Source organism: Streptomyces sp. NPDC033177, from assembly GCF_055577715.1.
Genome location: NZ_JBVIPS010000003.1, coordinates 118,869 through 139,625 on the forward strand (window position 1 = coordinate 118,869; position 20,757 = coordinate 139,625).

General features: G+C 72.4%; 22 protein-coding genes. 15 read left to right on the plus strand and 7 right to left on the minus strand.

What is annotated here, in order from left to right; translation table 11 throughout:
- Positions 1-25 precede the first annotated feature (25 nt).
- The 12 genes from ACZ5U5_RS11605 to ACZ5U5_RS11660 all read left to right on the plus strand — a co-directional run bounded on the left by ACZ5U5_RS11605 (position 26) and on the right by ACZ5U5_RS11660 (position 10,071).
- Positions 26-1,027 carry a GDP-mannose 4,6-dehydratase gene (locus ACZ5U5_RS11605; protein WP_469019574.1) on the plus strand — a complete coding sequence of 334 codons (1,002 nt, stop codon included), beginning with the start codon at positions 26-28 and terminating at the stop codon, positions 1,025-1,027.
- Between the two features lie 47 nt (positions 1,028-1,074).
- Positions 1,075-1,788, plus strand: a complete 714-nt coding sequence (locus tag ACZ5U5_RS11610) for a nucleotidyltransferase family protein (protein WP_363207340.1) — start codon at positions 1,075-1,077, stop codon at positions 1,786-1,788.
- A gap of 7 nt (positions 1,789-1,795) precedes the next feature.
- Positions 1,796-2,758, plus strand: coding sequence for an NAD-dependent epimerase/dehydratase family protein (locus ACZ5U5_RS11615; protein ID WP_469019576.1), 963 nt, complete (start codon positions 1,796-1,798; stop codon positions 2,756-2,758).
- The gene (locus tag ACZ5U5_RS11620; RefSeq protein WP_469019578.1) at positions 2,755-3,420 is read left to right on the plus strand and encodes a spherulation-specific family 4 protein; all 666 of its coding nucleotides are present in this window, start codon (positions 2,755-2,757) and stop codon (positions 3,418-3,420) included. Before ACZ5U5_RS11615 ends, ACZ5U5_RS11620 begins: the two co-directional genes overlap by 4 nt.
- Entirely contained in the window at positions 3,417-4,217 is an 801-nt protein-coding gene (locus ACZ5U5_RS11625) for an endo alpha-1,4 polygalactosaminidase (RefSeq protein WP_469019579.1), read from the plus strand. Before ACZ5U5_RS11620 ends, ACZ5U5_RS11625 begins: the two co-directional genes overlap by 4 nt.
- Positions 4,218-4,342: 125 nt before the next feature.
- Positions 4,343-4,729: a hypothetical protein gene (locus tag ACZ5U5_RS11630; protein ID WP_469019581.1), complete on the plus strand. Its 387-nt coding sequence runs from the start codon at positions 4,343-4,345 to the stop codon at positions 4,727-4,729.
- Between the two features lie 90 nt (positions 4,730-4,819).
- Entirely contained in the window at positions 4,820-6,001 is a 1,182-nt protein-coding gene (locus ACZ5U5_RS11635) for a sensor histidine kinase (protein WP_469019583.1), read from the plus strand.
- On the plus strand, positions 5,998-6,672 hold the full coding sequence (locus ACZ5U5_RS11640; protein ID WP_469019584.1) for a response regulator transcription factor: 675 nt from the start codon (positions 5,998-6,000) through the stop codon (positions 6,670-6,672). The genes ACZ5U5_RS11635 and ACZ5U5_RS11640 overlap by 4 nt, the downstream gene beginning before the upstream one ends.
- A gap of 99 nt (positions 6,673-6,771) precedes the next feature.
- Positions 6,772-7,749: an ATP-binding cassette domain-containing protein gene (locus ACZ5U5_RS11645; RefSeq protein ID WP_469019587.1), complete on the plus strand. Its 978-nt coding sequence runs from the start codon at positions 6,772-6,774 to the stop codon at positions 7,747-7,749.
- The gene (locus ACZ5U5_RS11650; protein ID WP_469019588.1) at positions 7,746-8,540 is read left to right on the plus strand and encodes an ABC transporter permease; all 795 of its coding nucleotides are present in this window, start codon (positions 7,746-7,748) and stop codon (positions 8,538-8,540) included. The genes ACZ5U5_RS11645 and ACZ5U5_RS11650 overlap by 4 nt, the downstream gene beginning before the upstream one ends.
- A gap of 191 nt (positions 8,541-8,731) precedes the next feature.
- On the plus strand, positions 8,732-9,133 hold the full coding sequence (locus tag ACZ5U5_RS11655) for a GNAT family N-acetyltransferase (protein WP_469019589.1): 402 nt from the start codon (positions 8,732-8,734) through the stop codon (positions 9,131-9,133).
- Positions 9,134-9,234: 101 nt separating this feature from the next.
- Complete coding sequence (locus tag ACZ5U5_RS11660) at positions 9,235-10,071, plus strand: DUF1206 domain-containing protein (protein ID WP_469019591.1); 837 nt, start codon at positions 9,235-9,237, stop codon at positions 10,069-10,071.
- 12 nt (positions 10,072-10,083) lie between these two features.
- On the opposite strand, the gene ACZ5U5_RS11665 is transcribed toward ACZ5U5_RS11660, so the two are convergent.
- Positions 10,084-10,680, minus strand: coding sequence for an MBL fold metallo-hydrolase (locus ACZ5U5_RS11665; protein ID WP_469019594.1), 597 nt, complete (start codon positions 10,678-10,680; stop codon positions 10,084-10,086).
- Between the two features lie 81 nt (positions 10,681-10,761).
- On the opposite strand from ACZ5U5_RS11665, the gene ACZ5U5_RS11670 reads away from it, so the two are divergent.
- The gene (locus ACZ5U5_RS11670) at positions 10,762-11,727 is read left to right on the plus strand and encodes a GlxA family transcriptional regulator (protein ID WP_469019596.1); all 966 of its coding nucleotides are present in this window, start codon (positions 10,762-10,764) and stop codon (positions 11,725-11,727) included.
- Positions 11,728-11,751: 24 nt separating this feature from the next.
- Here ACZ5U5_RS11670 and ACZ5U5_RS11675 read toward each other — a convergent pair whose 3' ends face one another.
- From ACZ5U5_RS11675 to ACZ5U5_RS11685, 3 genes are all read right to left on the minus strand, one after another.
- Complete coding sequence (locus ACZ5U5_RS11675) at positions 11,752-12,540, minus strand: VOC family protein (RefSeq protein ID WP_469019598.1); 789 nt, start codon at positions 12,538-12,540, stop codon at positions 11,752-11,754.
- A gap of 93 nt (positions 12,541-12,633) precedes the next feature.
- On the minus strand, positions 12,634-14,265 hold the full coding sequence (locus ACZ5U5_RS11680; protein WP_469019601.1) for a sigma-70 family RNA polymerase sigma factor: 1,632 nt from the start codon (positions 14,263-14,265) through the stop codon (positions 12,634-12,636).
- 240 nt (positions 14,266-14,505) lie between these two features.
- On the minus strand, positions 14,506-15,402 hold the full coding sequence (locus ACZ5U5_RS11685; protein ID WP_469019603.1) for an alpha/beta fold hydrolase: 897 nt from the start codon (positions 15,400-15,402) through the stop codon (positions 14,506-14,508).
- Between the two features lie 127 nt (positions 15,403-15,529).
- On the opposite strand from ACZ5U5_RS11685, the gene ACZ5U5_RS11690 reads away from it, so the two are divergent.
- On the plus strand, positions 15,530-17,488 hold the full coding sequence (locus tag ACZ5U5_RS11690) for an AfsR/SARP family transcriptional regulator (protein WP_469019605.1): 1,959 nt from the start codon (positions 15,530-15,532) through the stop codon (positions 17,486-17,488).
- A gap of 48 nt (positions 17,489-17,536) precedes the next feature.
- Here ACZ5U5_RS11690 and ACZ5U5_RS11695 read toward each other — a convergent pair whose 3' ends face one another.
- The 3 genes from ACZ5U5_RS11695 to ACZ5U5_RS11705 form a co-directional block, all read right to left on the minus strand.
- Complete coding sequence (locus ACZ5U5_RS11695; protein ID WP_469019608.1) at positions 17,537-17,965, minus strand: MarR family winged helix-turn-helix transcriptional regulator; 429 nt, start codon at positions 17,963-17,965, stop codon at positions 17,537-17,539.
- 97 nt (positions 17,966-18,062) lie between these two features.
- Entirely contained in the window at positions 18,063-19,025 is a 963-nt protein-coding gene (locus ACZ5U5_RS11700) for an electron transfer flavoprotein subunit alpha/FixB family protein (RefSeq protein ID WP_469019610.1), read from the minus strand.
- 61 nt (positions 19,026-19,086) lie between these two features.
- Entirely contained in the window at positions 19,087-19,872 is a 786-nt protein-coding gene (locus ACZ5U5_RS11705) for an electron transfer flavoprotein subunit beta/FixA family protein (protein ID WP_469019613.1), read from the minus strand.
- Positions 19,873-19,980: 108 nt separating this feature from the next.
- On the opposite strand from ACZ5U5_RS11705, the gene ACZ5U5_RS11710 reads away from it, so the two are divergent.
- Positions 19,981-20,697: a TetR family transcriptional regulator gene (locus ACZ5U5_RS11710; RefSeq protein ID WP_469019615.1), complete on the plus strand. Its 717-nt coding sequence runs from the start codon at positions 19,981-19,983 to the stop codon at positions 20,695-20,697.
- The last annotated feature ends 60 nt before the right edge of the window (positions 20,698-20,757 follow it).

Genomic DNA, 20,757 nt, shown 5'->3' on the forward strand with positions numbered 1-20,757 from the left:
AACCGTCCCAGCATCAGGAGCACTCATGGCATCCGCACCACTCGTCGCCGTCACCGGAGCCGAAGGCTTCATCGGCTCGCACCTCACCGAGGCGCTCGTCGCGTCGGGCCACCGGGTCCGCGCGATGGCGCAGTACAACTCCTTCTCCTCCTACGGCTGGCTGGAGACCCTCGCTCCCGAGGTGCTCGCCGAGGTCGAGATCGTCCTCGGCGACGTACGCGACCCCGGCTCGGTCCGCGGTCTGGTCACCGGCGCCGAGACCGTCTACCACCTGGCCGCCCTCATTGCGATCCCGTACTCCTACCAGGCCCCGCACAGCTACGTGGACACGAACGTGACCGGCACGCTCAACGTCCTCGAAGCGGTGCGCCACCTGGAGATCCCGCGCCTGGTGCACACCTCCACCAGCGAGACGTACGGCACCGCGCAGACCGTGCCGATCACCGAGGACCACCCCATCAACACCCAGTCCCCGTACGCCGCTTCGAAGGCCGGCGGCGACCGGCTCGCCGACAGCTACCATGCGAGCTTCGAGACGCCCGTGGTCACCCTGCGGCCCTTCAACACCTTCGGGCCGCGTCAGTCGATGCGGGCCGTCATCCCGACCGTCATCGGCCAAGTGGCCTCCGGGTCACGGGAGATCACCCTCGGCGACCTGCGGCCCACCCGCGACTTCACCTTCGTCGCGGACACCGCGCAGGCGTTCATGGCCGTCGGCACCGCGCCCGCGGACGCGGTCGTCGGCCGCACCTTCAACGCGGGTACGGGCGGCGAGATCTCCGTGGGCGACCTCGTGCGGCTCATCGGCAAGGTGATGGAGGCCGACCTCGACGTGCGCGAGGACGCACAGCGCATCCGCCCCGCGGCCTCCGAGGTGATGCGCCTGGTCGCCGACGCGAGCCGACTGCGCGCGGCCACCGGCTGGGCGCGCGGACACGACCTGGAACAGGGCCTGGCCCGCACCGTCGAGTTCTTCCGCGACCCGGCCAACCTGGCCCGCTACAAGACGGACATCTACAACATCTGACGCCCTGACACCTCGCCACCCCCCTCTTCACACAAGGGAGTTCTGCCATGCACGCAGTCATTCTTGCCGGGGGCAAGGGCGTCCGGCTCCGGCCGTACACCACCGCGCTGCCCAAGCCGCTCGTCCCGATCGGCGACCAGCACGCCATCCTGGAGATCGTCCTTCGCCAACTGGCGAGCGCCGGCTTCACCAGCTGCACCATCGCGATCGGCCACCTGGGCCACATCATCCGCGCGTACGTCGGCAACGGCGCCCGCTGGGGCCTGCGCGTCGGCTACTCCACGGAGGACAGCCCGCTCGGCACCATGGGCCCGCTCCTGACCATGATGGACCGGCTGCCCGAGCACTTCCTCGTGATGAACGGCGACATCCTCACCGACCTCGACTACGCGGACGTGCTCAACAGCCACCGCACCTCCGGGGCGCCGCTGACCATCGCCACGTACGCACGTCAGGTGCGCATCGACTTCGGCGTGCTGACCACCGACTCTGAGCGCGTGGTCGCCTTCACGGAGAAGCCGAGCGTCGACTACCGCGTCTCCATGGGGGTGTACGGACTCTCGCGCGACACCCTCGCCTCCTACACGCCGGGCCTGCCGCTCGGCTTCGACGAGCTCGTCCTGGACCTGCTGAAGACCGAGACCCCGCCGCACGCCTACGCGTTCGACGGCTACTGGCTCGACATCGGACGCCCGGACGACTACGACCGCGCCAACGCGGAGTTCACCTCGCACCGCTCCCTCCTCCTCAAGGGAGCGTGAGGGGACCGTGCGCATCCTCGTCCTCGGCTCCACCGGATACCTGGGCGGGCACATCGCCGAGCGGCTGCACGCCCTGCCGGGCGTGCGGCTGCTCCGCGGCGGCCGCGCCCCCTCGGACGACCTCCGGGTCGACCTCGCCCACATGACGCCCGCCGCGCTGGCCGAGCAGCTGACCCGGGCCGAGCCCGACGCCGTGGTCAACTGCGTGGGCGCGGTCGGCGGCAGCGCGGTGACCCTCGCCGAGGTCAACTCCCGCGGCCCGGCCGCCCTGTGCGAGGCCATGGGGTCGGCGGCGCCCGCCGCGCGCCTGGTGCACCTCGGCTCGGCGGCCGAGTACGGGCCGACCGGCGTCGGCGAGCGGACGGCGGAGGACGCCGGCGCCCGCCCGGTCGCCCCGTACGGAGCCACGAAGCTGGCCGGCACGCTGGCCGTCCTGGACGCGCGGCTCGACTCGCTCGTGCTGCGGGTCACGAACCCGGTGGGCCCGGGGGCGCCCCGGGCCGGACTGCCGGGGCGGCTCACCGCCGAGCTCGGCCGCGCGGTGGCCCGGACCCCGCACGCCACCGTCCACGTCGGCGACCTGTCCGCCCACCGGGACTTCGTCGACGCACGCGACGTGGCGCACGCCGTCGCGCTCGCCGTGAACCTGCCGGGGCGGCTGCCGCGCCTGCTCAACATCGGCAGCGGCCATGCCGTGCCGGTGCGCGATGTGGTGCACGGCCTGGTCGGCGCCGCGGGCTTCACCGGGCGTGTCGAGGAGTCGCTCGGCAAGGTGGGCCGCTCGGTGGCCGTGCCCTGGCAGTGCGCCGACATCGGCGCCGCGGAACGGGAGCTGGGCTGGACGCCGACACACTCCCTGCGGGAATCGGTGACAGCGCTGTGGACCGCGGACGGTGCGCCATGGACGCGGCCGGAGCACGCCGACGGCGGCTCGCCGCCTCTCGCGCCGGCCGGCGGGAACCCGCGATGACCCTGCTGGTGCCGCTGTACGTCCACCCGGCCGCGGACCCCGCGGCCTGGCAGGCGCTGGTGGCGGCCGCGCCCCAGCTGTACGGCGTCGTCCTGAACGCCGCCGACGGACCGGGCACGGCGCCCGACCCCGCCTTCACCGCCGCCTCGCAGGCCCTGCGCGAGGCGGGGGTGCGGGTGCTCGGATACGTCGACACGGCGTACGGGGAGCGGCCGCTGGCCGCCGTCACCGACGACCTGGACCGGCACCGCGCCTGGTACGGCGTCGACGGCTGCTTCCTGGACCAGGTCGTGTCCGGGCGCCGCGAGCTGCGGGACTGCCGGCGCATGGTCCGTTCGGTGAGGGAGCGGGGCGCGGACACGGTGGTCCTCAACCCGGGCGTGCATCCGGCGCCCGGCTATGCCCGCGCCGCCGACCTGCTCGTCACGTTCGAGGGGCACTGGACGACGTATCTGCGCTCGTTCGCCGCCCCGTCCTGGACGGCCAAGCACCCCCCTGAGCAGTTCTGCCACCTCGTCTACGGAGTGCCGCCCGCGCTGGCCCGCCTCGCCGGGCGCACCGCCGTACAGCGGGGCGCGGGGGTGCACTGCGCCGTGCCCGGCGCGGGACCCAACCCCTGGACACAGCCACCGCCCCTGCCGGTGTCCGGAGGCACGTCGTGAAGCACCGCGCTTCTTGGCTCGGCCCACTCCTCGTCACCGTCCTGCTGCTCGCCGGCTGCGCGTCGGCGGAGCGGGACGGCGGGGACGGCGAGACTCCCGAGGTCTGGCGGCCCCGGCCCGGGACCGCCTGGCAGTGGCAGCTCGACGGGCGCGTCGACCCGCGCGTGGACGTCCCCGTCTACGACATCGACGGGTTCGAGAACCGTGCGTCCGACGTGGCCCGGCTGCACCGCGACGGGCGCCGCGTCATCTGCTACATCAACGCCGGTGCCTGGGAGTCCTTCCGCCCCGACAGCGATGACTACCCGGTATCCGTGCTCGGCCGCGCCAACGGATGGAAGGGCGAGCGCTGGCTCGACATCCGGCGCCTGGACGTGCTGCGCCCGCTCCTCGCGGAGCGGTTCGACATGTGCCGCCGCAAGGGCTTCGACGCGATCGAACCGGACCTGCTCGACAGCTACCTCAACCGCACCGGATTCCCCCTGACCGCGCGCCACCAGCTGGCCTTCAACCGCATGGTCGCCCGCCTCGCGCACGACCGCGGCCTGTCCGTCGGCCTGAAGAACGACCTCCCGCAGATCCCGCGGCTCGTGCGGGACTTCGACTTCGCGGTCAACGAGGAGTGCGCCCAGTACGGCGAGTGCGCGTCACTCACCCCCTTCGTCAAGGCGGGCAAGGCGGTGCTGCACGTCGAATACGCCGTGCCCAACGAGAAGTTCTGCGCCCAGTCCAAGCGCCTCGGCCTGTCGTCCATGCGCAAGAAACTGAAGCTGGACGAATGGCGCAGGCCCTGCTGAGGAGCACGCAGGAGCTGAGGTGCGCGGGGGACGCCGCGTAACCGATGATCTTGCTCTCGCGTTGGTGTGCCGGGGCCCGGCAGGTCCTGCCGGGCCATGACGCGAAGGCTTGAGGGGCACTCATCATGCACGACATCACCAGGAAGATCGCCGCGGGGATCGGGGCCATGGCCGCGGCGCTGGGCTGTGTCATCGTCTCGGGGCCGTCGGCGGCGGCCGACGGGAAGTGGTGCAACCACTCGGTGTGCATCGAGACGTATGACAGCGGCACCTATCTGGGCAGGGTCGAGGTGTCGGTCACCAACACCAACCAGCCGCACCGCATCCGCGCGCGCGTGTGGACGACCAACGGCTGGAGCGCGAACACGAAGGTGGAGGACGTCGCCAAGTTCCGCACCTACCGCGACCAGGCCTACCCCCAACGCCACTTCCCCGCGGGCACCCGCCTCTGCGCGGAGGGCTTCCGCGGCGGCGACAGCGTGGGCCTGCCCTGCGTCACCCTCACGAACTGACCGCGCCCCGGCTGGAGCCGCGGGGCTGTGTGCCGGGACTACTCCCTGTGTCGTACGCGTTCTGCGCCCGCGGCTCCTATCGTGAGTTCCGTGACCACCGCCTTCCGCTCCTGGCAGCGGCGCCTCCCGTGGCCCCTGCCCTCGCAGCTCACGGACCTGGCCGTGGCCGCGGTCGTCGCGCTTCTCACGGGTCTGGACGCGGCGGTCAACGGCCCCGGCCACCGGCAGGCCGACTGGCTGACGTGGCTGCTGTTCGGCGTGTCCGTCGCGGCTCTCCTGGTGCGCAGCAGGTGGCCGGTCGCCGTCACCGTCGTCACCGGGGCGACTTGCGCGGGCTGGGCGCTGTACGGGCACATCGGGGAGCTGCTCAATCTGCCGGTGATGGTCGCGCTGTACGCCCTCGCCGTACGGGGTGACCGGCGCCGCACGCTGCGGACCGCCGTGGTCGCCGCCCTCGTGTCGGGGACGGTGTCCGTCATCGCGGGCAAGGACGTGGCCCAGCCGCAGGGCGCCCCGCTCCTGGAGATGCTCTGGCCCCTCGTGCCGCTGCTGCTCGGCGAAGTGGTGCGCGGGCGGCGGGAGTTGCTGCGGGAGTACGCCGAACGGGCCGAACGGGCCGAGGCCGACCGGGAGCGGGAGGCGCGGCGCAAGGTCGACCAGGAGAGGGTGCGCATCGCACGCGAACTGCACGACGTCATCGCCCACACCGTGTCGGCGATGACCGTGCAGGCGGGCCTCGCCCTGGACGCCCTCGACAGCAGACCCGAGGTGGCGCGGACGGCGATGCGGCAGGTGCGGACATCGGGCAAGGAAGCCGTGCGCGAGCTGCGGACCACGGTGGGGGTGCTGCGAGAGGGCCGGCGCACGGCCACCGCCGATCCGGCTCCCCGCCTCGCGCAACTGGACGAACTGGTGGAGGGGGTACGCGGCACCGGGCTGCAGGTGTCCCTGCACACCGACACGGGTGGCCGGGAGCTGCCGCAGCTGGTGGAGTTGGCGGCGTACCGCATCGTCCAGGAGGCACTGACCAACGTGATCAAGCATGCGGACGCCCGGCACGTGGCGGTGGCGGTGGCGGTGGTGGGCGAGGGCCTGGTCGCGGAGGTCATCGACGACGGCCCGGGGAGTGACGTGGCCTCGGGCGAGGGGTACGGCCTGATCGGCATGCGTGAACGGGCCACGACGATGGGCGGCGACCTGGAGGCGGGCCCGCTGCGGAGCGGCGGGTGGCGGGTGCGCGCGGTGCTTCCGGTCGAGGGAGGAGCGCGATGAGTGAGCGGATCCGGGTGGTCCTTGCCGACGACCAGACGGTCGTCCGGGCCGGCTTTCGCGCTCTGCTCGACCTCACCGACGACCTCGCCGTTGTCGGCGAGGCGGCGGACGGCCTCGCGGCCGTCGAGCTGACCCGCACCACGCGCCCGGACATCGTCCTGATGGACATCCGCATGCCGCGGGTGGACGGCCTCGAAGCCACGCGCCGCATCGTCGCCGACCGCGCCCTCGACGCCGTACGCGTCCTGGTCCTGACCACCTTCGAGACCGACGAGTACGTCTTCGAGGCGCTGCGCGCGGGCGCAGCCGGGTTCCTGCTCAAGGACATCGAACCGGACGACCTGCGCACCGCGATCCGCACCGTGGCCGCAGGGCAGAGCCTCCTGGCGCCCGGGGTCACGCGCCGCGTGATCGAGGAGTTCGCCCGCCTCAAGGCGCCCGAGGCCCAGGCGCTGCGGCTCCTCGATCCGCTGACGGACCGGGAGCGCGAGGTGCTCGCGCTGGTCGGCCGCGGACTGTCGAACGACGAGATCGGCGCTCGGCTCCTCATGTCGCCGCTGACAGCCAAGACGCACGTCAGCCGGTCGATGACCAAGCTCGGGGCGCGGGACAGGGCCCAGTTGGTGGTACTCGCTTACGAGACGGCCCTGGTGCGCGCGGGCGAAGCCTGAGCCAGGCCCCCGTCTCCGGCGGCCCGTACTCCGCAGGGAGTAGTCGTCGACTCCCTCGGGCAGATTCCCGGGGCGCCCGGCCTCCGTAGCGTCGACGGCATGATCGAAGCACGGGAACTCACCAAACGGTACGGCGACAAGGCGGCTGTCGACCGACTCACCTTCAGCGTCCGCCCCGGCCGCGTGACCGGCTTCCTCGGCCCGAACGGTGCCGGGAAGTCGACCACCATGCGCATGATCCTCGGCCTCGACGCGCCGAGCGGCGGCACGGTCACGGTCGACGGGCGCCGCTACGACCGCCTCGCCGCGCCCCTGCGCGAGGTCGGCTCGCTCCTGGACGCCAGGTCGGTGCACGGCGGGCGCACCACGCGCCGACACCTCCTCGGCCTGGCCCGCAGCAACGGCATCGGCGCGCGCCGGGTCGACGAGGTACTCGAGGCGGTGGGCCTCACGGAGGTCGCCGGACGGCGGGCCAAAGGACTCTCCCTGGGCATGGGCCAGCGCCTGGGCATCGCGGCCGCGCTGCTCGGCGACCCCGGCGTACTCATCCTCGACGAGCCGGTGAACGGCCTGGACACCGAGGGCATCCGCTGGATCCGCGACCTGCTCAAGTCCCTTGCCGCGGAGGGCAGGACGGTCTTCCTCTCCAGCCATCTCATGAGCGAGATGGAACTGACCGCCGATCACCTCATCGTGATCGGCCGCGGGCGCCTCCTCGCGGACACCGACATGCGGGACTTCATCGAGACCAACTCCCAGGGCGCCACCCTGCTGCGTACGCCCGACGGTGAGGCGCAGCGGATGCGGGCCCTCCTTGAGGCGGCGGGCGCCTCCGTGCGTCTGGACGCGCGGGGCGGCTGGCGGGTGGACGGCCTGAGGCCCGCCGAGATCGGCGAGCTGGCCCGCACGCAGGGCCTGGCCCTCCATGAACTCACCCCCGTCTTCTCCTCCTTGGAGGAGGTCTACACCGACATGACGAAGACCTCGGTGGAGTACCGGGGCACGGCGACGCCGCCGTACGAAGCCGTGGCGCCCAAGGGACCCCAGGCGTCCAAGGGAAAGGAACCGGTCCGATGACGACGACAGCGACGGCGACAGTGACGCCGAGAAGCGCCCCGCCCACCCCCGGCTTCCGCGAGGCCCTCGCCTTCGAGTGGACCAAGTTCGCGAGCCTGCGTTCCACGCGCTGGACCCTGCTCGTGACCGGCGCGCTCACCGTCGTCGGCGCGGTGTTCGTCGGCCTGAGCGGCAGCCTGCAGCCCGACGACACGGTGCTCGGCGGCAGTCTCACCCTCAGCGTCGTCTCGCTGATGGTCGCGGGGACGGTGGGCGCGCTGACCATGTGCGGCGAGTACGCGAGCGGCACCATCGGCGCCACCCTCACCGCCGTACCGCGCCGCGGCCGGGTGCTCGCCGCGAAGGCGACGCTGCTGGCCTGCCTGCTGTACGCCACCGGCCTTGTCTCCTGCACGGTGGCCTATCTCCTCGGCGGCGCGGTCCTGGAGGACGGCGCGTACGCCCAGGGGGAGCCGATGCCCGCGCTGCTCGGCATCGCGGGGCTCTTCGCGCTCGTCGGTCTCATCGGCCTCGCGGTCGGCACCCTCCTGAAGCACTCGGCCGGGGCGGTCGTCACGGTGGTCGGCGTGCTGCTCCTGCCCTCCCTGTTCGGACCGCTGCTCGGCGACCTCCAGCGCTGGGTCGTGGGCGCGACGCCGACCGCCGCCCTGGAAAAGCTCACGCAGACCTCGGACGCGAGCCCGGAGACCGTCGGCAGCCTCGGCGCCTGGCCCTCGCTCGGCCTGGTCGCCGCGTACACCCTGCTGCTCCTGCTGGCGGCCGGGTTGCGCCTGCGCCGAAGGGACGTGTGACCGGGCCGGGATGCCGTGCGACTCATCGCCAGCCACGGGCACTCGAACTACCCCGTCATGGGCGACCACAGGCCGCCGATGAGCCCCTCCCCGGTCCTCTCCCGGGCCCGCCCGAAGCGCCCTTCCCGGCACGAAAAGCCACCCTGTACGGGGATATACGGGGGTCGTTTCCTGTGGCTAGTGTGCTGGTGGTGAAGTTCCGAAGACCGCCTCCTCCCTGTCCGCAGGCGGTCACCTACCGATGCGCCCCCGCCACGGTGGCGGCGGGCCGCCAGGTCATCACGCTCCTCGACACCGGCGGCCGGGAGATCGGCCACCTCGTCCACCAGGTGTGCCACCTCTGCGCCGCCGCCCACGTCAACACCATCGCGATCGCGGGCCCTTGGCAGGGCCTGGGCCTGGGGCGCGAGGCCCTCCACCGCGCCACGGACCCCTGGCCGGGCTACGCGTGGACCACCTCCCGGCAGTCCGCGGACGGCCGCAAGTTCTTCGCCACGATGGCGGAGGAGACCGGCATGGACTTCGCGCCGGGCGCCACGGGCTGCCTCCACATCAGCTCACGAGAGTCGAGGTCCGGGGGAACGTCTCACTGAGGCCCGGGAGGCGTGACGCACCCCTCAGGAATGCCCGGCCGCCGACGGGGGCACTCGGTGACCGAGCGCGTACCGCGCGCTGATGGTTCTGGGAGGACACGATGACGCTGTCTCGAGCGCACAAACGAGGCTGGACCAAGAGGCCCTTTGCCGGCCGCTCGGCGGAGAACGAATCGTTGACAGCGGCAGGCCGTGCGGGCTTCGTCGCACGGGGTGTCGTCTACGTCCTCATCGGCGCGCTGGCCCTGCAGATCGCCCTCGGCAGCAGCGATGAAGAGGCCGACCGGCAGGGCGCGTTGGCCCAGGTCCGCGAACAGCCCTTCGGCGAGGTCATGCTGTGGGCGCTGGCCCTCGGCTTCGGCTGCATGGTTCTGTGGCGGGGCGCCCGCGCGGTGGGGAGGCGCGGGCCCCACCGCAAGGCCCCGTCCCGGGCCCTCGACGGCGGCAGGGCGGTCTTCTACGCCTTCGTCTGCTGGGCGACCGCCTCGTACGCGGCCGGCGGAGGCCAGGGTTCCAGCGGCGACGCCAAGTCCCAGGACTGGACGAAGACCGCGCTGGAACTTCCCTACGGCCGCTACCTGGTGGGGGCCGCGGGCTGCGTCCTGATCGGCGTCGGGGTGGTGCTCGCCGTACGGGCGATGATGCGCCGCTTCCTGAAGCAGCTGGACCTCGGCTCCCTCAAGGGCCGCAAGCGGCAGGTCGTCACGGCCCTGGGCGTGACCGGCGGTGTCGCGCGCGGCGCGGTGTTCGCCGCCGCGGGCGTCTTCATCGCGACGGCAGCCGTCCAGTTCGACCCCGACGAGGCCAAGGGTGTGGACGCGACGCTCCGCAGCTTCTCGCACACCCCCGCGGGCCCCTGGCTGCTGGCCGCCGTCGCGGCCGGTCTCATCCTCTTCGGCGTCTTCTCCTTCGCCTCCGCGCGCTGGCGCCGGCTCTGAGAACACCGCCGATCAGACCGGCGCCGACTCGTCGGCCTCGAACGCGCCGCCGTGACCCGGCACGATCACGTCGGCGGTGGCGAGCACCCGCAGCCGTGATGTCCGCAGCGTCGTGAGGTCCGGGGACACCGGGTCTTCCACCGGGCCGTTCGGACGCCACCACAGGTCGCCCACGAAGGCGATGGTGCCCTCGGCGGTGCCCGCCAGCAGCGTGATGTCCTCGCGGCTGTGTCCCGGGGTGCGGATGAGCCGCAGGGACGGGGCGAGTTCGAAGCCCTCGGCGTCCCGGTCGGTCCACTGGTCGTTCTCGTAGATCGCCTTGTGGTCGTGGACCCGGGCCCGCCCGAAGAGGCCCACGTTCATGGTGTTGTCCGGGTGGTGGTGGCTGAGCACCACGTCGGTGATGTCGTCCGGTCCCAGGCCCAACTCCGCGAGCGGGCCCAGGATCCGGTCCCGGCTCGCCACCATGCCCGGGTCGACGATCACATGCCGGTCGCCGTCGCGTACGTAGGAGACCGTGGCGGCGACCCCGGGGCCGGTGGAGCCCGTGTAGCCGGTGGTCAGGATCGTGTAGGTGGCGCTCTGGCCGAGCGGCGCGTCTGTCGTCATGCCGATGAGTCTTCCGGTCGCCCGGCCCGGCAACGAGTGGCCCTTCTGCCACTGATCGCAGGAAACGTGCCACACTCCCGTATGCCGCCTTTCGTGACCATCGCCGCCTACGCCCCGGCGGGCGTCGGCATCCTCGGCGCCGGCATCGTCTCCGAGGTGTTCGACGAGCGGGGTCCCGGTCTGCCCCGCTTCGACTTCGCCCTGTGCACCGACCGCCCCGGGCAGGTCCGCACCGACGCGGGGGTGCCGATCACCGTGGAGCACGGCCTCGACCGGCTCGCCGCCGCCGACCTCGTGATCGCCCTGCCCTGGGCCGACTTCCGTACGCCGCCCGCGCCCGCCGTCCTCGACGCGCTCACCGCCGCCCACGAGCGGGGCGGTCTGGTCGCGGGGCACTGCGTGGGAGCCTTCGCCCTGGCCGCGGCGGGGCTGCTCGACGGGCGGCGCGCGACCACCCATTGGCGGTTCGCGGAGCTCCTCGCCGGGCGGTATCCGGACGTCACCGTGGAGGCCGAGGCCCTCTACATCGACGAGGGCCAGGTCGTCACGGGCGCGGGTGCGGCCGCGGGCTTCGACCTCAGCCTGCATCTGCTCAGACGGGAGTACGGCGCGGCGACGGCCAACACCATCGCCCGGGACCTCGTCCTGCCCTCCCACCGCGACGGCGGCCAGGCCCAGTACCTGGCCGCTCCCGTCCCCGAGGACTGCGGGGACGACCGTCTCGCCGAGGTGCTCGACTGGGCCCGCGCGCATCTGCACGAACCGCTGCCGGTCGCGGAGCTGGCCCGCCGCGCCCTGATGAGCAGACGGTCCTTCGCCCGCCGTTTCTCGGCGGCGACCGGCACCACCCCGCACGCCTGGCTGGTCAACCTGCGGCTGAGCAGCGCGGAGGAACTCCTGGAGACCACGGACCTGCCGGTGGAGGAGATCGCCCACCGGGTCGGGTACGGCAGCGCGGCCGTCCTGCGCGAGCAGTTCGTACGCCGCAGGGGCGTGCCGCCGCGGTCCTACCGGCGGGCGTTCACCCGGGCGCCGGAGCCCTTCTGACGGATCTCCCAGGAAACGATCTCCCTAGGAGAACGTGGGCATCTCGCCCTCGGTGGTCGTCAGGTCGATGACGCTGAAGACGGCGCCCTGTTGGTCGGCGACCGTGGCGAAGCGGCCGAAGGGGCTGTCCATCGGCCCGAAGAACAGGCGGCCGCCGAGCTTGGTGACGACGGCGATCGCGGCGTCGCAGTTGTCCACGGCGAAATGCACGTTGATGAACGGAGACACGTCCGGCGGGAAGTCCTCGGTCATCTTCAGCCGGCCGAGCACGGGCTCCCCCTCGACCTCGAGGACGTTGAAGTCGACGTCGTCGACGTCCATCCTCTTCGTTCCGAAGGGGAAGACGGCGGGCAGGAACGCGTCTGTCGCCGCCGGGTCCCGCGTGGTGAGCTCCGCCCAGCAGTACGCGCCCGCCTCGCCGGTCTTCTCGAAGCCCTGGTGGGTGCCGGGCTGCCAGACGCTGAAGTACGCGCCGCTCGGCTCCTGGGCCAGCACCATGGTGCCGAACTCACCGACCGGCGTCGGCTCCACGGCGAGGGTCCCGCCGTGGTCACGAATCCTGGCGGCCGTCGCCGTGGCATCGGGCGAGGCGAAGTAGAGGTTCCAGGCGGCGGGCCCCTCCACGCCCTGCATCTGCGGGACGACGGCCGCCACGGCCTTGCCGTCCGAGCGGGCCTGCGTGTAGCCGCCGAACTCCTCCGAACCGGAGTCAAACGTCCAGCCGAGCAGCTCGCCGTAGAAGCTCTTCGCGGCCGCCACGTCGGGGAACATCGCGTCCGCCCAACAGGGGGTGCCTTCCGGGTACGCCGACATCGCGAGGCCTCCAGTTCCGGCGGTTCCAGTTGCCTTCACGCTATGCGAGCGAAGGCACCCCCGCCCGTCGAAACCCTGGCCCCGCGGGCACGGCTACCGCGCGCCGAAGTTCTGCGTCCACCAGGGGCCTCCGCTGCCCTGCCGGTAGCCGACGCCGATCTCCTTGAAGGAGCAGTTGAGGATGTTGGCGCGGTGGCCGGAGCTGTTCATCCAGGAGTCCATCACGGCGGCCGGGGTGCGCTGGCCCGCGGCGATGTTCTCGCCGTAGGTGGTCCACTGGTAGCCGGCAGCCGTGACCCGGTCGCCGGGGTCCTTGCCGTCGGGGTTCGTGTGGTCGAAGAAGTCGCGCTCCGCCATGTCGTCGGAGTGGCCCTGCGCCGCGTCGTCCAGCTTGCTGTTGAGGGTCAGCGGGCCGCAGCCGCTCTTCGCCCGCTCGGCGTTGGCGAGCCGGGTGACCTGCTCGCCGTACGAGTTGCCCGCCGGGGCCTGCGGGGCCTGGGGCGGGGTGCTGGTACGGGTGGGCTTCGGGGTGCTCGCCCTGGGCTTCGGCGCCTTGGTCTTCTTCGAGGGCGTGGCCTTGGGGGACGCCTTCTTCGAGCGGCTGGGGGAGGCGGAGGGGGACTTGCTCGGCGTGGCGGCCTTGGTGGACGGGGCCGCCGAGGAGGACGGCTGGGATGCGGTCAGGGGCTGCGCCTCGGTCTTCTTCTCGTCCGAGGGGCGCGTGGCCGAGTAGATGACCCCGGTCGCCACGACGAGCACGGCGACCCCCGCGGCCACGGTCCGGCCCTTGCGCGGAGTCCGGTGGCGCTTGGCGGCATGTCTCGCCGGGGCGCTCCGGGAGCCGGATATCTCGTACGTACCGGCGCCCGTGGAGTGCGCATCGGGCGCTGTGTGCGGTGAGCCGGCCGTCAGGTGGTGGGCGTCGGCCGCGCTCACCGCGCGTATCGCGCCGGGGGCGGCGAGCGCGGCGGACAGCGGCACCAGGGCGAGGCCCACCAGGAGCCGCTCGGCGAGCACCATGCCCGCGCCGTGGCCCGAGCACATCGGGCAGTCACGGACGTGCCGGGCCAGGCGCTTGCGCCAGAGGGCGGACGGCGTGCCGTCCCACGGGGCCACCACTTCGCTCAGGTACGGGCACCGGGGCGCCGCGGCGAGGGCGCGGACCACGATCCGGGCCGTCTCCAGCTGCGTCTTCATCCGCTGCACCCGCACGGTGGCGTGCTGCGTGGGCAGCTCCATGGCCACGGCGACCTCCGGCCGGGTCAGCTCCCCGGAGACCTCGAGCCACCACAGCGAGAGAAGCGCGCGGTCGTCGGTGTCCAGCCACCGGGTCGCCTCGGCCACCTCCTTGCGCTGCCCCACCAGGCCGAGCCGGATGATCGTCAGGTCGACGAAGTCGGCGCCGGGGTCCGCGACGTCGTGCGCCTCGTGGAGCGGGCTCGGGCTCTTCTGACCGGACGCGCGCTGAGCCCAGTGCCTGCGGATCTCGTTCATGGCGATGGCCACGAGCCAGGACCGGAAGCTCGCCGGATCGCGGAGCGACGCCAGGCCGGCGAGCGCGCGCAGCATGGTCTCCTGCACGACGTCGTCGACGTCGGCGTGGCCGTCGAGCGCCCGCCCGACGATGTTGTAGACCAGCGGCAGGTATCCGGCCACCAGCTCGTCCTGCGCCTGCTGGTCCCCGGTCTGCGCCGCCGTCACCAGAGGATCGTGTTCACCGATCATGGACTGCCTCACTCGCTTTCATCGTCGGCACGATTGGCCTTACACCTGGGAGATCGCGTGAGCGTACGGAAATAACAGAAATCCGCGAACAGATATCCGGGCCGAGTCGGTGAGCATACGCACCCGGCGGCCGGAGGAGGGCACGCATTGCCTTCTATCCGGCATACCGGACATCTGCCGCTCACGCACCGTTCGATGGGCTGAACGCAGTTATAAGGCGGGTCGGCGCGGGACGAGGGTTCAGCGCGTGAGGAGGTCCCGTAGCGCACCGGCGACCTCGTCCGGCGCTTCCTCGGCCATGAAGTGGCCGCAGGCCACGGAGGTGTGCCGCAGGTCCGGCGCCCAGGTGCCCCACAGGGCCGCCGCGTCGAAGCCGAGCGCGGCGCCCCAGTCCTGCTGGAGCACGGTGACCGGCATCCGCAGCGTGCTGCCGGCGTCCCGGTCGGCCCGGTCGTGCCCGACGTCGATCCCGGCGGTGGCGCGGAAGTCGGCCACGATCGAGGGCACCGCGGCGCGACAGGCGTCCAGATAGGCGGCGCGTACGCCGGCGGGGATCGCCCGTGCATCATTCGCCCAGATGTCGAGGAAGTGACCGAAGAACGCGTCCGGCGCGGCGGCGATCAACTGCTCGGGAAGGCCGGGAGGTTGGGCCATCAGGTAGAGATGGAAGCCGACGGCGGCGGTGACGCCGTGCATCACGTCCCACATGTCCAGGGTGGGCAGCACGTCGAGACAGGCCAGGTGCGTGATCGTGCCGGGGTGGTCGAGACCGGCGCGGAAGGCGACCAGGGCACCCCGGTCGTGCCCGGCCAGCGCGAACCGCTCGTGACCGAGGGCGCGGGCCACGGCGACGACGTCGGCCGCCATGGTGCGCTTGGAGTACGTGGTGCCATCGGTCTCCGCGGGTTTGTCGCTCGCCCCGTAGCCGCGCAGGTCGGGGCAGATCACCGTGTGGTCCGCTGCGAGATCGGCGGCGACGTGCCGCCACATCAGATGGGTCTGCGGGAAGCCGTGAAGGAGCACGAGCGGCGGCCCCGAGCCGCCGATGGCCACGTTCAGGCTGACGCCCTCCGAGGCGGGCACACGGCGGTAGCTGAAGTTCTCGATGGCAGGGGCAGGGGCAGGGGCAGGGGTCACGGTCACGGTCCTTCGCGGTGGCGGAACAGGTGCTCCCGAGCCTGCCGGGCGCCGATGAGCATCCGATGAGCGCGCTACCGTGACCAGGGGCGATGCCCACGGGAACGGGTGGAAAGGCTGGTCAGGCGTGCAGGTCACGTACGGGGTGCTCGGGCCGGTGGCGGCCTGGGACGGCACCGGGGAAGCCGTCGCGCTGAAGGGGCCGCGGCACCGCGCGGTGCTCGCCCGGCTGATCGTCGCCCGCCGCCGCGTCGTCCCGGTCGCCCGCCTGGTCGACGACCTGTGGACGGACCCTCCCCAGGACGCGATCGGGGCCGTACGCACCTTCGTCGCCGCGCTGCGCCGAGCCCTGGAACCCGGGCGCCTGCCCCGTAGGCCCGCCCGACTCCTCGTCACCGAGGGCCCGGGGTACGCCCTGCGCGCCGAGCCCGCCGCGGTGGACGCGTGGCGCTTCGAGCAGGCGGTGACCGACGCGGCGAACCTGCCGCCGCGGGAGGCCGTCGACCACCTGGAAGAGGCGCTCGGGTGGTGGCGCGGCCCTGCCTACGCCGAGTTCCCCGACGAGGCCTGGGCCCGCGCCGAGCGCTCCCGCCTGGGCGAGCTGCGCCTGCACGCCGTCGAGCGCCGGGCCGCGGCGCGGCTCGACCTGGGACGCCCCGCCGACGCGGTGCCCGACCTCGACGCGCACGTGGCCGAGCACCCGTGGCGCGAGGACGCCTGGCGGCTCCTCGCCCTCGCGCTCTACCGCACCGGCCGCCAGGGCGACGCCCTCGCGGTCCTGCGCCGGGCCCGCGCGCTCCTGGTCGAGCAACTGGGCGTGGACCCCGGCCCCGCCCTGCGCCGCCTGGAGGCCGACATCCTCGGGCAGGCCCGCCACCTGGACCCCGAGCCGTCCCGGACCGCCGGTGGCGCGGCGGAACAGGTGTGGGCGCGGGCCACCACCGCCTACGACCGCACCGTGGCATCCGGCGCCCGCGCCCGGCTGGACTCGACGGTGAGCCTGCTGCGCAACCTCGCGGTCACCGGGGGCGGCGGCCTCGAAGCCGCCCGCGAGCACCGCATGGCGGCCGTCGAGGCAGCGGAGGAACTGGGCGACGCGGAACTCACCGCCCGCGTGATCGGCGCGTACGACGTCCCGGCGATCTGGACCCGCGCCGACGACCCGCGCCAGGCCGCGCAGGTCGTCGCGGCGGCCGAACGCACCCTGGCCGCACTCCGCCCCGACGCGCACCCGGCGGCGCGGGCCCGCCTGCTCGCCACGATCGCCCTGGAGTCACGCGGCACCAGATCGGCGCGCGGGCCCCAGGCCGCCCGGCAGGCCGAGGAGATCGCCCGCCGGCTCGACGACCCCGGGCTCCTCGCGTTCGCCCTCAACGGCCTGTTCATGCAGAGCTTCCACCGCACGGGCCTCGCCGCGGACCGGGACGCGATCGGCGCCGAACTCGTAGCCCTGTCCACCCGGCACGGGCTCGCCACCTACGAAGTCCTCGGCCACCTCATCCGGCTCCAGGCCCGCAGCGCACTCGCGGACTTCCCGGGCGCCGACGGCCACGCGGCGGCCGCGGACCTCCTGGCGGAGCGTCATGAGCTGCCGCTGGCAGGGGTGTTCACCCAGTGGTACGCGGCGCTGCGACTCGCCGCGACAGGTCAGACCTCGGCAGCCGAGGCCGCCTACCGGGAAGCTGCCGGGCGACTGGACGGTTCGGGCATGCCGGGCCTGGAGCGCGGCTTGCTGCCGCTCGCGCTGCTGTCCTTGGGCCAGGGGCAGGACGTCGGCACGGACTGGGGCCCGTACGAACCCTGGGCTCGCCCCTTGGTGCTGCTGTCCCAGGACCGTCGCGGTGAAGCGGCCGAGGCGTTGCGTCGCATCCCGGACCCGCCCCGCGACCTGCTGCAAGAGGCCATGTGGTGCCTGGCGGGGCGTGCGGCGACAGCCCTGGAGGACAGGGAGACGATGGAACGTGCCCACGCTGAACTCGTCCCAGCAGCAGGGGAGTTGGCGGGTGCGGGCAGCGGTATTCTCACCTTGGGCCCGGTCGCACGGCACCTCGACGACCTGACCTCGGCTCTCCGCACTCTCGAGTGAACGGGCGGGTAGGCAGGAGGGGCGGCCGATGCCGCGCCTCCTGAGACCTCACGAGCCCTGCGCGCCCTGGACGTTGGCCACCATCGCGCGCAACACCTTCAGCGCCGCCACGTACTCCTCGTCGCTGATGCCCTCATGCACCACGGCGCGCAGCTCGGTCATCACCCCGCGCAGCCGGACCCTGGCCGCCTCGCCCGCTTCGGTGAGGTGCAGGCGCTGCCCGTCGTCGGTCGTGAGCCAGCCGCGGTGCAGCAGCTGGTCGACGACGCGCGCGATGTCGTACGGCCCGTCCGCGAGCGGGGTCAGCTGACTGGCCACTTCTTCCCGACTCGGCGCTGTGGGGCCGCCGTTGACGCGGTTGAGCACCCAGTACTGCGGCTGCGTGACATCTGTCCGGGCCAGTGCGTCGCGCAGGTGCCGGGTTACCGCGTCATGCGCCAGGCCGCTCCAGTAGCCGATGGGCTGAGTGGCGAGCATGTCGTCGTGGGGACGGGGTCGGCGGGGGCACCTGGGCCGCACAGTACTCAGCCCGGCCGCGCGGACTCCGCGCGGCCGGGCTGAAGTGCGAACAGGCTTAGCCCTTGCGGGTGTTGACCTCTTCGGTGAGGGCGGGGACGACGTCGAAGAGGTCGCCGACCACGCCGTAGTCGACCAGGTCGAAGATCGGGGCCTCGGCGTCCTTGTTGATCGCCACGATCGTCTTGGACGTCTGCATGCCCGCCCGGTGCTGGATCGCACCCGAGATACCCGAAGCGATGTACAACTGCGGCGACACCGACTTGCCGGTCTGGCCGACCTGGTTGGAGTGCGGGTACCAGCCCGCGTCCACCGCCGCACGCGAGGCGCCGACAGCCGCACCCAGCGAGTCGGCGAGCGACTCGATGAGGTGGAAGTTGTCCGCACCGTTCACGCCACGGCCACCGGAAACCACGATCGCGGCCTCGGTCAGCTCCGGACGCCCGGTCGACTCACGCGGCGTACGCGCGGTCACCTTCGTACCCGTCGCCTGCGCCGAGAAGGACACGGCCAGCGCCTCGACCGCGCCCGCTGCCGGGGCGGCCTCCACCGCAGCACTGTTGGGCTTGATGGTGATGACCGGAGTGCCGGTCGAAACACGCGACTTGGTCGTGTAGGACGCGGCGAACGCCGACTGCGTGGCGACCGGGCCCTCATCGGAGGCTTCCAGATCGACGGCGTCGGTGATGATGCCGCCCTTGATGCGCAGCGCCAAACGCGCGGCGATCTCCTTGGCCTCGGCGGAGGAGGGCACCAGCACCGCGGCCGGGGACACCGCGTCGTAGGCGGCCTGCAGCGCGTCCACCTTCGGCACGACCAGGTAGTCGGCGAGCTCGGCGGCATCGTTGGTCAGGACCTTGACGGCGCCGTGCTCGGCCAGCGCGCCGACGGTCTCCGCGGCGCCGTTGCCAAGGGCCACGGCGACGGGCTCGCCGATCCGGCGGGCCAGCGTCAACAGCTCCAGGGTGGGCTTGCGGACGGCACCGTCCACGTGATCGACATAGACGAGAACTTCAGCCATGGGACTTCTTCTCTCCTGCAAGTACGAGAAAGGGGGGCGGATTTCAGGGGGTGGCTGAAGCTCAGATGAACTTCTGGCCCGCGAGGAACTCAGCGAGCTGCTTGCCGCCCTCGCCCTCGTCCTTGACGATCGTGCCCGCCGTGCGCGCGGGACGCTCGGTGGCCGAGTCGACCTTCGTCCAGGCACCCTCCAGGCCCACTTCCTCGGCCTCCAGGTCCAGATCCGACAGGTCCCAGGCCTCCACCGGCTTCTTCTTCGCCGCCATGATGCCCTTGAAGGAGGGGTAGCGCGCCTCGCCCGACTGGTCGGTCACCGACACCACCGCCGGCAGCGAGGCCTCCAGCTGCTCGGAAGCGGCATCACCATCACGGCGGCCCTTGACCACACCGTCCGCCACGGACACCTCGGAGAGCAGGGTGACCTGCGGGACGCCCAGGCGCTCGGCCAGCAGCGCCGGCACCACACCCATCGTGCCGTCGGTGGACGCCATGCCCGAGATCACCAGGTCGTAGCCGGCCTTCTCGATCGCCTTCGCCAAAACCAGCGACGTACCCAGCGCATCCGTGCCGTGCAGGTCATCGTCCTCGACATGGATGGCCTTGTCCGCGCCCATCGACAACGCCTTGCGCAGCGCGTCCTTCGCGTCCTCGGGGCCCACCGTCAGCACGGTGATCTCCGCGTCGTCCGCCTCGTCCGCGATCTGCAGGGCCTGCTCGACCGCATACTCGTCCAGCTCCGACAGCAGGCCGTCCACGTCATCCCGGTCGACGGTCAGGTCATCGGCGAAGTGCCGGTCGCCGGTGGCGTCAGGCACGTACTTCACGGTGACAACGATCCTCAAGCTCACGCCGGCTCTCCTACCTGGGTGTGTTCGTTATGACGACGGTATGGCACTCAGTACCCCCTGTAAAGGTACGTAGTGCCAGACAGGCCCTCACGATGCTACGTTCCCCGCATGACTGAGGCGCGCGGACCAGCGAAGAAGGCCCCCATGCGGGAGGTGCTCGCCAAGGCGGCGTTCCAGCTGTTCCTGGAGCGGGGCTTCGAGCAGACCACGGTGGACGACATCGTGGCGCGGGCCGGGGTCGGGCGCCGCTCCTTCTTCCGGTACTTCCCGTCCAAAGAGGACGCGGTCTTCCCCGACCACGAGAGCTGCCTGGCCGACATGACGGCCTTCCTCGAAGCGGCCGACGACGCCGATCCGGTGGACGCCGTGTGCGACGCGGCCCGGATCGTGCTGCGGATGTACGCCACGAACCCCGAGTTCTCCGTGCAGCGCTACCGCCTCACACAGGAGGTCCCCGGCCTCCGTACCTACGAACTCTCCGTGGTGCGCCGCTACGAACGCACCATGGCCGGCTACCTCCGCGGCCGTTACGCCGACGCCGAAGACGGCTCATTGCGTGCCGAGGTGATCGCCGCCGCCGTGGTCGCCGCGCACAACAACGCCCTGCGCTCCTGGCTGCGTTCGGGCGGCGACGGTGACGCCGAGGCGGCGGTGGACCACGCGCTCGAACTCGTACGGGACGGGTGGGGGAGCGGCGCCACCGGCGAGGACGAAGCGGCTGACGGTGCCGAAGACGAGGTCGTCGTCATGGTGGTCTCCAAGCGTGCCCCCATGTGGCGGGTGGTCCAGCGCGTCGAGTCGGCCCTCGGTCAGGAATCCGACTGAGTAGCACTCAGTACCTTTACCGATTGGCACTCAGTGCCATATGGTGCGGATGCGTCGACG